Below are 11,670 nucleotides of genomic sequence, written 5' to 3' on the forward strand. Positions count from 1 at the left end.
TCCGGACGGGCGTGAGCGTCTCGCGTCAGATGAACCCGAAGTCCGGCTGACTTCGCCCACCTGATTACCCCTGGGTGTTCAGGATCTCGGCCCCCAGGATTGCGGTGGACACCCCTATTCACGAGCCCACCCCCTACCGGCTTCGCCGGCCCCCTCAAGGGGGCGAACTCAGCGGCCTGGCAAAGCCAGTTCCGCGAGTTCCGCTGGGTAAGGCACTACGTCTTATCCAAGCAGAGGTGCCATGCGCTACTGGCTGATGAAGTCCGAGCCCGACGAGGCCTCCATCCTCGATCTGCAGAAGGCCGGCACCCTCCCCTGGACCGGCGTGCGCAACTATCAAGCGCGCAACTTCATGCGCGATGACATGCGGTTAGGCGACGGTGTTCTGTTCTATCACTCGTCCTGCCCCGAGCCCGGTATCGCTGGCCTCGCCGAGGTCTGCAGGGCGGCCTATCCGGACGCGACGCAGTTCGATACCAGCAGCCATTACTACGACGCCAAGTCCAAGCCCGAGGCACCGCGCTGGGTGCATGTGGACGTGCGCTGGCGTGAGACGACGCGTCTGCTGAGCTTGAAGGAAATGCGCGAGGCGCCCGAACTGGCCTCCATGCGCGTGCTGGAGCGCGGCAGCCGGCTGTCGATCACGCCCGTCACGCCCGCCGAGTGGCAGGCCGTGCTGAAGCGGCTGCGCCAGGCATGACCGCCGGCCTCACCGCCGAACTGCTGGCCTTGGGTCTTGCAGCCGGCTTTCTTGCCGGGCTGCTGGGCATAGGCGGTGGCATGTTGCTGGTGCCTTTCCTGACCTTCATCCTGAGCCAGCGCGGTGTCGAGCCGGGCATGGCCGTGAAGATGGCCATCGCGACGTCCATGGCCACCATCATGTTCACATCGCTGTCCAGCGTGCGCGCCCATCACAAGCGCGGCGCCGTGCGCTGGGACCTCGTCAAGGGACTGGCGCCGGGCATCCTGGCCGGCGGCCTGCTGGCGGGCGCCGGCCTGTTCGCGCTGCTCAAAGGCGCCTGGCTGGCCCTGGTGTTCGGCGCCTTCGTCAGCTTCTCCGGCTGGCAGATGCTGCGCAACAAGCGCCCCGCTCCCAGCCGCCAGATGCCTGGCGCCACGGGCCAGTTCTGCGCCGGCTCGGGCATAGGCCTGCTGTCGGGCTTGGTGGGCGCCGGCGGCGGCTTCGTCAGCGTGCCCTTCATGGTCTGGTGCAACGTGCCAGTGCATCTGGCCGTGGCCACCAGCGCCGCGCTCGGCTTTCCGATCGCGGTGGCCAACACGCTGGGCTACGTCGTAGGCGGATGGGGCATGGAGCCCGCATTACCGGGCGCCGTCGGCTATCTGTACCTGCCGGCGCTGGCGTTGATTGCCGCCGCCAGCGTGACGATGGCGCCGCTGGGTGCCCGAACCGCTCACGCGATGGACGTCTCGCAGCTGAAAAAGGCCTTCGCGACGCTGCTGTTCGCGCTCGCCGCCTACATGCTCTGGAAGGGCTTCAGCGAGCTCTAGCTGAACGCGATGGAGGCCAGCACGACCTGGTTGCCACCGCGGCGCTGGGCTTCGTGCACGGCGTTCTCGCTGGCCGCCATCAGTTCGTCCTGGCGCGACGCCGTGTGCGGGAAGCTGGACACGCCCATGGAGATAGACAGACCCAGGTCCTGACCATTCAGCACGACGATCTGCGCGGCGCACTGCCGGCGCAACTGCTCCATGCGCGCATGCGCCGTCGCCAGGCCCACACCCGACAACAGTACGGCAAACCGCTGCGCGCCAATGCGGCAGGCCGAGTCCATGGCGCGCGTGTTGGCGCGCAGCATGCGGCCTATGCCCTCGAGCAGGCGCTGTTGCGCCTCATCGCCCAGCTCAGCGATGGCGGGTGACGCGTCCAGCGCGATGACCACCAGCGCGAACTCGCGGTGCTCGCGCGATGACAGGTCGATCTCGCGCAGCAACTGATCGTCGAATTGCGGCCGCAGGTAGAGACCGGAAACCTCGTCGCGGCCCGAGCCATGCTGCAGTTCGCGGCGGATCTGTTCGATGGCACTTTGCTGCTGCTCTATTTGACCCAGCGCTCGCTGCAACTGCGATTCACGATGGCGCTCCTCGGTGCGCTCGTGCCAGACGGACAGCAGGAAGTCCTGCCCCAGTGCGAGCCGCGTGACGCTGAACTCACGCCGCCGGCCCTTGATCTCCAGCTTGTGCTCCGACACGACCGGATGGCGCTGCGCCATCACCGTCTGCTCCACGCGCCGCAGCGCCGTGGTCTCGTCGGCCTTCAGCAGCTCGGCGTCGGTATGACCCACGACGACTTCACACTCGAACATGTGAGCCAGGCCGGCGCTGGCGAACACATAGCGCCCGCTGGCAGCGGCCTTGATTGCGGCCTGGCTGCCCAGCGGCTCGATCAGCGCGACCAGCCCGGCCAGTGCCTCACCGCCCAGTTCGGCATGCCCGGCCAGCCATTGCGCCAAGCTTGCGGGCTGCGACGACGAGGGATCGGTCATGTCCATGGAATCGTTTGAATGCGATCACGTGCCAACGGCGGGGAACCGGGCTTGCCCTGTGTCAAGGGACTGTAGTGGGGCGCGAGCACGGCCAGCAAGGCCAGCTCACCCCACGAATCGGGCCTCCCCCCTAAGACGCCCGTCGGATCAGCTGGCAGCCATCCTACAGAGTTTCAACCCCACCGCCCGCGACAATCAGCCCCCTGGACGGGAGGCTTATGCAGGGATTCGATGTGGTGGTGGTAGGGGCGGGCGCGGCGGGCCTGTTCTGTGCGGGGCTGGCCGGGCAGGCGGGCCTGCGCGTGCTGCTGGTGGATCACGACTTGCGGCTGGCCGAAAAAATTCGTATCTCGGGCGGCGGGCGTTGCAATTTCACCAATCGGGAAGCCGGACCGGCCAACTTCCTGTCCGAGAACCCGGCGTTCTGCCGCTCGGCGCTGGCACGCTACACGCCGCAGGACTTCATCAAGCTGGTGCAGCGCCATGGCATCGCCTTTCACGAGAAGCACAAGGGCCAACTGTTCTGCGACGACTCCAGCGAGCAGATCATCCAGATGCTGCTCAAAGAGTGCGAAGCCGGCGGCGTCACGCGCTGGCAGCCTTGCACGGTGGCGGACGTGCGCCCGTTGCCCGACGGCGGCTTCGAACTCGACACCAGCCAGGGGCCCGTGCGCGCACTGCGCGTGGTGGTGGCCACCGGCGGCCTGCCCGTGCCCAAGATCGGCGCCAGCGACTGGGGGCTGCGCCTGGCCAAGCGCTTCGAGCACGCCATCGTGGAGCCCAGGCCCGCGCTGGTGCCGCTGACCTTCGACGCCGACGCCTGGGCGCCGTTCGCCGCACTGGCCGGCTTGTCGCTGCCCGTCGAGGTGTCTTGCGGCAGCGGCAAGCAACGCATGCGCTTCCTGGAAGACCTGCTGTTCACGCACCGCGGCCTCAGCGGCCCGGCCATTCTGCAAATCTCCAGCTACCGCGCCGCCGACCAGGCTCTGCAGATCAACCTAGCGCCCGAGCTGCGGCTGGAGCAGGAGTTGGTGGAAGCCAAGACTTCGTCGCGCCGGCAACTGGGCAACGAGTTCGGCGCCCGCCTGCCGCAACGACTGGCTGCGGCCTGGCTGGAGCGCTCGGGGCTGGACGGAGGCCGGGCGCTGCCCGAATGCCGCGACGCCGACCTGCAGCGGCTGGGGCGCAGCGTGCACGAATGGCAGCTGATGCCCAGCGGCGACGAAGGCTGGCGCAAGGCCGAGGTGATGCGCGGTGGCGTGTCCACACGCGATCTCAGCTCGCAGACGCTGGAGAGCAAACGGGTTCCAGGCCTGTACTTCATCGGCGAGGTTGTCGACGTTACGGGATGGCTGGGGGGCTACAACTTCCAGTGGGCCTGGGCCAGCGCCGCCGCCTGCGCGGCAGCCATGGCGGCCGCTTCCAGCGATGCTTCAGTCGGGGCCTGAGCAAATCTTGGCAAGTCCTTGATTTCCCGGCTACAATCCCCGGCTTTGCTAGCAAACCCCGCGCGTCGATTCGCAGGCATCACAAGGTGATGCAGCAATCCGGAACCTGCTGCTGATACTGAAGCCGCGAACACCGAGCGCAATCTGAAGGAAATACATGACCACCATCCGCGTCAAGGAAAACGAGCCGTTCGACGTCGCCCTGCGTCGCTTCAAGCGCACCATCGAAAAGCTGGGCCTGCTGACCGAACTGCGCGCCCGCGAGTTCTACGAGAAGCCCACCGCCGAGCGCAAGCGCAAGAAGGCTGCCGCCGTGAAGCGCCACTACAAGCGCGTTCGCAGCATGCAGCTGCCCAAGAAGCTGTACTGATCGGCCTCTGACGCGATCCGGAACCTTGCGTTCCGGTGAACTCCAAAACCCGCCACAGGACGCTGTCGCGGGTTTTTGTCTTTTTGAACCGGATTTCCCCATGAGCCTGAAAGACCGCATCACCGAAGACATGAAGGCCGCGATGCGCGCCAAGGAAGCCGACCGCCTGCTGACCATCCGGGGCCTGCTGGCCGCCGTGAAGCAGAAGGAAGTGGACGAGCGCATCGTCGTGGACGACGCCGGCCTCGTGGCCATCGTCGACAAACTGATCAAGCAGCGCAAGGACTCCATCGGCCAGTTCGCGGCGGCCGGCCGCGACGACCTGGTGGCCAAGGAGACCGCCGAGCTGGCCGTGCTGCAGGTCTACCTGCCCGAACGCCTGTCCGCCGAGGCCGTGGCCGAGAAGGTCGCCGCCATCGTGGCCGAGCTGGGCGCCACCGGCCCCGGCGACATGGGCAAGGTCATGGCCGCCGCGAAGGCCGCCCTGGGCAATTCCGCCGAGATGAGCACGATGTCCGCTGCGGTCAAGGCCGCGCTGGCCAAGTAAGGAGCCCCCATGAGCCTGCCCCTGCAAGCGCTGACGCCCGACATCTGCGTGGCCCCTCAACTGACGCCCGAGGCCATGGCCGAAGCCGCGGCCGCGGGTTTCAAGAGCGTGGTCAACAACCGCCCGGACTTCGAGCACGGGCCTGACCAGCCCACGTCGGCCGCCATCCAGGCCGCCGCCGAGGCCGCCGGTCTTGAATACCGCCACCTGCCCGTGGCCGGCGGCTACCAGTCCCCCGAGGAGATCGCCGCGTTCGCGCAGCTGCTGGAAGAACTGCCGCGGCCGCTGCTGGTGTTCTGCCGCTCCGGTGCGCGCTCGACCCGTCTGTTCGTGCAGGCGCAGCAACTCGGCTGAACCCCCTCGGGGCTTTCCCTGAACGACGGCCCAACGAAGCCGTCGCCCCTCTGGCGGTCGCTACATTGGCGACCGCTTTTGCATTACCGCCTCCCTCCATGAACGCCCTGCTCTCCCTGGCGCGGCGCATTGACGGCCTGAACGACCGCTTCGGCACGCTTGCCGCCTGGGCCGTGCTGCTGTCGTGCTTCATCAGTGCTGCCAATGCCGTCGTCCGCTACACATTGGACTACTCCTCCAACTCTTTCCTGGAGATCCAGTGGTATCTGTTCGCCGTCTGCGTGATGCTGGGTGCCTCGCAGGTGCTGCGGCTGAATGAGCATGTGCGCGTGGACCTGGTCTACAGCCGCCTGACGGGCCATGGCAAGGTCTATGTGGACCTGTTCGGCCTGGTGTTCTTCCTGCTGCCGGTCATCTGCTACATGGCCTGGCTGTCCTGGGGACTGTTCATCGTCAAGCTCAGCACGGGCATGGGCGCGGGTGACTCCATCGCCAGCCTGGGCTTCACGGGCTACTTCGCCAAGCTGCTGACCACCGGTGAGGTGTCCAGCAACGCCGGCGGCCTGATCCGCTGGCCGGCCGTGCTGACGCTGCCGCTGGGCTTCGCGATGGTGGCGCTGCAAGGCGTGTCCGAAATCATCAAGCGCGTCGCCTGGCTGGCGCACCGCTACGAAATGGACACGCATTACGAGAGGCCGCTGCAATGATCTCGATGGAGCATTTCCCCCCGCTGATGTTCGCGGGGCTGATCGTGATCATGCTGATCGGCTTCCCCGTCGCGTTCTCGCTGGCGGCGCTGGGCCTGGCCTGCGGCTTTTTCGCGGTCAGCCAGGGCTGGTTCCCGCCGGAGTTCATGAGCGCGCTGCCGCAGAACGTGTTCGGCATCCTGTCCAACGAGCTGCTGCTGGCCATTCCCTTCTTCACGCTGATGGGCGCGCTGCTGGAGAAATGCGGCCTCGCGGAAGACATGCTGGACTCCATGGGCCAGCTGTTCGGCCCCGTGCGCGGCGGCCTGGGCTACTCGGTCATCATTGTCGGCTTCATCCTCGGCGCCATCACCGGCACCGTGGCGGGGCAGGTCATCGCGATGGCGATGATCTCGCTGCCGGTCATGATGCGCTACGGCTACAACATGCGCTACGCGACCGGCGTGCTGGCCGCGTCCGGCACGATCACGCAGCTGGTGCCGCCCTCGCTGGTGCTGGTGGTGCTGGCCGACCAACTGGGCCGCTCGGTGGGCGACATGTACAAGGGCGCCTGGGGCCCGTCCATCCTGCAGGTGCTGATCTTCGCGCTCTACACCTTCGTGCTGAGCCGCGTGAAGCCGCACCACGTGCCGGGCGTGCCCAAGGAGGCACGCACGCTGCAGGGCTGGGCGCTGTGGGCCAAGTGCCTGCGCGGCATCATCCCGTCGGCCATCCTGATCTTCGCCGTGCTGGGCTCCATGGGCGGCCTGCCGGGCATCAACACCGCCATCTGCACGCCGACCGAAGCCGGCGCGATGGGCGCGGTGGGCGCCTTCATCCTGGCCGGCATCCACAAGCGCCTGTCCTGGCCGCTGGTCAAGGAAGCCATGAAGGGCACGATGCGCATCACCGCGATGGTGGTGTTCATCCTGATCGGCTCGCGCACGTTCTCGCTGGTGTTCCAAGGCGTGGAAGGCGGCCACTGGATCGAGAACATGCTCAGCGACCTGCCCGGCGGTCAGATTGGCTTCCTGATCGCGGTCAACCTGTTCATCTTCTTCCTGGCCTTCTTCCTCGATTTCTTCGAGATCGCCTTCATCATCCTGCCGCTGCTGGGCCCGGTGGCCGACAAGATGGGCATCGACCTCGTCTGGTTCGGCGTCATGCTGTGCGTGAACATGCAGACCAGCTTCATGCACCCGCCGTTCGGCTTCGCGCTGTTCTACCTGCGCGGCATCTCGGACACCTTGTTCAAGAACGGCGCGCTGCCGCGCAAGGTGGAGTCCAAGGACATCTACATGGGCTCCATCCCGTGGGTGTTCATGCAGCTGGTGCTGGTGGCCATCGTCATCTTCTTCCCGCAGACGGTGACCGCCTTCCTGGACAAGGAAAAGGCCGTGGACATGAACCAGGCGTCGGAGCTGCTGCAGCAGATGAGCAACCCCAACGACAAATCGGGAAGCGACATGAGCGCCGACGACGCCAGCAAGCTGTTCGCGCCCGAGCCCGCGGCCTCGGCGGCGCCCAGCGCGTCGGCGCCCGTCGACGAGTCGGAGGCGCTGCGCCGCATGCTCGAAGAGAACAGCAAGAAGTAGCGCTTCAAGCGCCCATGAAAAAAGCCCCGCATCACGGGGCTTTTGCTTTGCTGCGGCGCGCTACTCAGGTCAGAGCTTCTGGTTCTGCATGAAGTCGTCGAAGCCGGCCTCGGCGAAGCGGAACCACAGGTTCTGGTCGCGGCGGAAGTTGGCGTAGTCCTCGTAGACCTTCTTCCAGTTCGGGTTCTTGGCCGACAGCTCGGCGTAGATGGCCATGGACTCCTTGAAGGCCGCTTCCATGACGTCCTTGGGGAACTTGAACAGCTTGGTGCCCGAGCCCACCAGCTGCTTCAGCGCAGCCGGATTCTTGGCGTCGTAGCGGGCCTGCATCTCGACATGGGCCAGCGCCGACGCGGCTTCAACAACAGCCTTGTATTCAGCCGACAGCGAGTCGTAGGCCTTGGTGTTGATGAAGAAGTCCAGTTGCGGACCGCCTTCCCACCAGCCCGGGTAGTAGTAGTTGGGCGCAACCTTGTTGAAGCCCAGCTTCTGGTCGTCGTACGGGCCTACCCATTCAGCGGCGTCGATGGTGCCCTTCTCCAGCGCGGAGTAGATCTCGCCGCCGGCGATCTGCTGCGGCACCGCGCCCAGGCGCTCGACGACACGGCCGGCGAAGCCGCCAATGCGGATCTTCAGGCCCTTCATGTCGGCGATGCTCTTGATCTCCTTGCGGTACCAGCCGCCCATCTGCGCGCCGGTGTTGCCGCCGGGGAAGCTGATGATGTTGTAGTTGCGATAGAAGTCGCGCATCAGCTTCAGGCCGTTGCCTTCCACCATCCAGGCCGTCATCTGGCGGCTGTTCAGGCCGAAGGGGATGGCGCAGCCCAGCGCGAAGGTCTCGTCCTTGCCGAAGAAGTAGTACGGCGCGGTGTGCGCGATCTCGACCGTGCCGGCCTGAACCGCGTCAACGACCTGCAGCGCGGGGACGATCTCGCCACCCGCATGCACCGAGACCTGGAACTTGCCGCCGGTCATCTCCGAGACCTTCTTCGCAAACACGTCGGCGGCGCCGAAGATGGTGTCCAACGACTTCGGGAAGCTCGACGCGAGGCGCCAGCGCACCTGCGCCTGGGCTTGCACGATGGCCGGGGCGGCACCGGCGGCCAGCACGCCGGCGAGGCCGGCCTGGCGGACGAAGGAACGGCGTTCCATGAGGGTCTCCTGTTATCGGGTTTGCTACAAAAAAGCTGGCCGATTCTAGGAAGCGCGCCGGGCCGCACCGGACCCGTGCTTACCCGTGCGCAGCGGGTGTCAGTTCCCCGCCAGCTTCATGCCGGTGACCAGCACGGAGCCCACGGTTTTGGTGCCCATCGAGTACTCGTCAGAGCCGATGCCGACGATGTTCTGCAGCATGTCCTTGAGGTTGCCGGCGATGGTGACCTCATGCACCGGGTAGGCGATCTCGCCGTTCTCGACCCAGTAGCCACTGGCGCCGCGCGAGTAGTCGCCGGTCACGTAGTTGACGCCCTGCCCCATCAGCTCAGTGACCAGCAGGCCGCGCCCCAGGCGGCGCACCATCGTCGCCAGATCATCCCCGGGCGCCGTCGCGCGGCTGGTCATGCGCAGGTTGTGCGAGCCGCCGGCGTGACCGGTGGTCTGCATGCCCAGCTTGCGCGCCGAGTAGCTGGACAAGAAATAGCCCTGCAGCACGCCGCCCTGCACGACGGAGCGCGCCCGCGTGACGACGCCCTCGTCGTCGAACGGCGAGCTGCCCTTGCCCTTCTTCACATGCGGGTCCTCGCTGATGTCGACGTGCGAGGCCGTGACCGGCTTGCCCAGGCTGTCCAGCAGGAAGCTGGTGCGACGGTACAGCGCGCCGCCGCTGGTGGCCTGCACCAGCGCGCCCAGCAGGCCGATGGCCACCGTGCTCTCGAACAGCACCGGCACCTCGGCCGTCGCGACCTTGCGTGCCTTCAGGCGCGACAGCGCGCGCTCGGCGGCGTAGCGGCCCACAGCCTCGGCCGAAGCCAGGTCGGCGGCGTCGCGCATGGAGCTGTACCAGGCGTCGCGCTGCATGTCGTTGCCACGGCCGGCGATGGGCGCGACCGAGATGGAATGGCGCGAGCTGGCATAGCCGCCGCTGAAGCCGCGCGTGTTGCCCATCCAGAAATGCGACTGCTGCGCCGACACCGCCGCGCCCTCGCTGTTGGTGATGCGCTTGTCCACGCCCAGCGCCGCCGCCTCGCAGCGCAGCGCGATCTCGGCAGCGGTGGCCGCATCGACGGCCCAGGGGTGGAACAGGTCCAGCTCCGGCCGCTGGGCGGCGTCCAGCGCCAGATCGGCCGCGTCGGGCAGGCCGGCGAACTCGTCCTCGGCCGTGAAGCGCGCGATGTCGTAGGCCGCGCGCACCGTGTCGCGTATGGCCTGGGCCGAGAAGTCCGACGTGCTGGCGTTGCCGCGGCGCTGGCCCAGGTAAACCGAAATGCCCAGCGACTTGTCGCGGTTGCGCTCCACGTTCTCCAGCTGGCCCAACCGTGCCGAGACCGACAGACCGCAGCCCTCCGACACCTCGGCGCCGGCATCGCTGGCGCCCAACTTCTTCGCCTCGGCGAGGGCATCTGCGATCCACTGCTGGAACTGCGCGGGACTGTAGGCGAAACCGTCTTGGGCGTGGGACATGAAAGGCACTGAATCGGGGTGGACGGCAATCATAGGCCTCGGGAAATCACGGCTTGGCGTCCGGCTCCCGCACGCCCTGCTGGCCGTAGAGCTGCAACGTGACGGCGCCATCGGCACCACGCATAAAGCCGGCCCGCACGCCGCTGCCAGCATGGATGAACTGCAGCGGCTCGGGCGCCGCGATGGGCGTCAGCACGTAGCGGTCGCCGTTGGGGAAGACCAGCGTCAGCTCGGCCTGCGCCCGCTCGACGACGACGCGCGGCCCGGACGCGCCGAATGCGTAGCGCCCGCCGAGCCCCTCGACGGCCGCGGCCTCGACGGCGGCGCGCCGCACACGCGTCTCCTGGAACTGCGACCAGCCATAAGCACGCGCCAGCGAGGCCAGCACCTCGCCGCCCAGTCCGCGGCCGCCCTCGCCGTTGGCCAGGTAGACCGCACCATCGCCCGTGCGCAGGTTCAGCACCATGCCGGCGTTGTAGCCGGTGGTGCCGCCGTAATGCACCAGAAAGCGCGCATCGCCCTCGCCCATCAGGCGAAAGCCATAGACGTGACCGTAGACGGGCGTCGCATCCAGCAGCGCGCGCATGCTGGCCTGCTGGAACACGGCACTGCGGCCGTGATAGCCCTTCCAGACCTCCGTCAGCAGCTGGGCCAGGTCGCTCGCGCTGGACCACAAGCCGGCCGCGGCGCTCTCCGGCAGATGCAGCCAGCCGCCCGGCACCGGCGAGCCGTCACCGGCGTGTCCCTCGGCAATGTCGCCACGGGCCGTGGCCTGCTGTAGCGCAAACGTCGCCGCACTGAGCTTCACGGGCTGGAACAGCCAGCGCCGCATCAGCGGCTCGAACGCCAGGCCTTGCGTGTCCTGCAGCGCTATCTGCGCCAGCGTGTAGCCGCCGCCGGAATAGCGCAGGTTGGCGCCCGGCCTATCCACCACCTCAGCCCGCGGCGTGTTGGCGCCGGCCGCGCCGCTGGCGATGTCGACCGGCGACGGCACCGGGCCGCCCTGCGCGTAGCCGGGATAGCCGCCCGGCGTGATGCCCGCCGTGTGGGCAAACAGGTGGCGCAGCGTCACCGGATGCTCGGCGCTCTGCTTGCCGGCCGGCAGGCGCACGCTGCGCAGCAGCGCGTCCACGTCACGGTCCCAATCCAGCCGTCCGGCATCGGCCAGGCGCAGCGCCGCAAAGACGGTGACCGGCTTGGCCAGCGAGCCGGCCTGGAACAAGGTGGCGCACGACACCGCCGGCTTGCCCGCCGCGCGCACGCCGTAGACGGCGCTCCAGTCCAGCTGGCCCGCGCGTATCACCGCCACGCCCAGACCCGGCACGCGCTGTTCCGCCATGCGCTGGCCCAGCGGCTGCGGCTGCGTCTCGCCCTCGAACACCACGCTGGGCGTCATGCCCTGCTCGAACACCACACGCCGCGCCGCGGCGCCGGGCTGCTGCGCGCAGACCCGCTCCTGCACGGTGGTCTGCCCGGACGCATGGGCATTGACAACAACCGAAGCACAACCGAGCAACAACAGGCGTGAGACGTGATTCATGAGGGCA

The 11,670-nt window shown here is 67.5% G+C and carries 12 protein-coding genes; 8 read left to right on the top strand and 4 right to left on the bottom strand.

Going from position 1 to position 11,670, the window contains the following annotated elements:
• Positions 1-241: 241 nt before the first annotated feature.
• Positions 242-700, top strand: a complete 459-nt coding sequence (locus tag J2X21_RS17950) for an EVE domain-containing protein (RefSeq protein WP_310330873.1) — start codon at positions 242-244, stop codon at positions 698-700.
• Positions 697-1,509 (top strand): sulfite exporter TauE/SafE family protein, encoded by an 813-nt coding sequence (locus J2X21_RS17955; RefSeq protein ID WP_310330874.1) that lies wholly within the window; start codon positions 697-699, stop codon positions 1,507-1,509. Before J2X21_RS17950 ends, J2X21_RS17955 begins: the two co-directional genes overlap by 4 nt.
• On the opposite strand, the gene J2X21_RS17960 is transcribed toward J2X21_RS17955, so the two are convergent.
• Positions 1,506-2,504 (bottom strand): GGDEF domain-containing protein, encoded by a 999-nt coding sequence (locus J2X21_RS17960; protein ID WP_310330878.1) that lies wholly within the window; start codon positions 2,502-2,504, stop codon positions 1,506-1,508. The two genes, J2X21_RS17955 and J2X21_RS17960, sit on opposite strands and share 4 nt — an antisense overlap.
• 218 nt (positions 2,505-2,722) lie before the next feature.
• Here J2X21_RS17960 and J2X21_RS17965 point away from each other — a divergent pair, with 218 nt between their 5' ends.
• The 6 genes from J2X21_RS17965 to J2X21_RS17990 all read left to right on the top strand — a co-directional run bounded on the left by J2X21_RS17965 (position 2,723) and on the right by J2X21_RS17990 (position 7,504).
• Positions 2,723-3,952 (top strand): BaiN/RdsA family NAD(P)/FAD-dependent oxidoreductase, encoded by a 1,230-nt coding sequence (locus tag J2X21_RS17965; protein ID WP_310330882.1) that lies wholly within the window; start codon positions 2,723-2,725, stop codon positions 3,950-3,952.
• Between the two features lie 157 nt (positions 3,953-4,109).
• Positions 4,110-4,322 (top strand): 30S ribosomal protein S21, encoded by a 213-nt coding sequence (gene rpsU / locus J2X21_RS17970; protein WP_012346814.1) that lies wholly within the window; start codon positions 4,110-4,112, stop codon positions 4,320-4,322.
• Positions 4,323-4,422: 100 nt separating this feature from the next.
• On the top strand, positions 4,423-4,869 hold the full coding sequence (locus tag J2X21_RS17975) for a GatB/YqeY domain-containing protein (RefSeq protein WP_310330884.1): 447 nt from the start codon (positions 4,423-4,425) through the stop codon (positions 4,867-4,869).
• Between the two features lie 9 nt (positions 4,870-4,878).
• Positions 4,879-5,223, top strand: coding sequence for a TIGR01244 family sulfur transferase (locus tag J2X21_RS17980; RefSeq protein WP_310330885.1), 345 nt, complete (start codon positions 4,879-4,881; stop codon positions 5,221-5,223).
• Between the two features lie 98 nt (positions 5,224-5,321).
• Positions 5,322-5,930: a TRAP transporter small permease subunit gene (locus J2X21_RS17985; protein WP_310330888.1), complete on the top strand. Its 609-nt coding sequence runs from the start codon at positions 5,322-5,324 to the stop codon at positions 5,928-5,930.
• Positions 5,930-7,504, top strand: coding sequence for a TRAP transporter large permease (locus J2X21_RS17990; protein WP_310331233.1), 1,575 nt, complete (start codon positions 5,930-5,932; stop codon positions 7,502-7,504). Before J2X21_RS17985 ends, J2X21_RS17990 begins: the two co-directional genes overlap by 1 nt.
• A gap of 69 nt (positions 7,505-7,573) precedes the next feature.
• Here the strand turns inward: J2X21_RS17990 and J2X21_RS17995 are convergent, their stop codons facing one another.
• The 3 genes from J2X21_RS17995 to J2X21_RS18005 all read right to left on the bottom strand — a co-directional run bounded on the left by J2X21_RS17995 (position 7,574) and on the right by J2X21_RS18005 (position 11,663).
• Positions 7,574-8,656 (bottom strand): TRAP transporter substrate-binding protein, encoded by a 1,083-nt coding sequence (locus J2X21_RS17995; protein WP_310330891.1) that lies wholly within the window; start codon positions 8,654-8,656, stop codon positions 7,574-7,576.
• A gap of 99 nt (positions 8,657-8,755) precedes the next feature.
• Positions 8,756-10,123 (bottom strand): metalloprotease PmbA, encoded by a 1,368-nt coding sequence (pmbA, locus tag J2X21_RS18000; RefSeq protein ID WP_310330893.1) that lies wholly within the window; start codon positions 10,121-10,123, stop codon positions 8,756-8,758.
• Between the two features lie 46 nt (positions 10,124-10,169).
• Entirely contained in the window at positions 10,170-11,663 is a 1,494-nt protein-coding gene (locus J2X21_RS18005; RefSeq protein ID WP_310330896.1) for a serine hydrolase domain-containing protein, read from the bottom strand.
• Positions 11,664-11,670 lie beyond the last annotated feature (7 nt).

The sequence above is a fragment of the Roseateles asaccharophilus genome, from assembly GCF_031458115.1.
GTDB lineage: Bacteria > Pseudomonadota > Gammaproteobacteria > Burkholderiales > Burkholderiaceae_C > Pelomonas > Pelomonas asaccharophilus_A.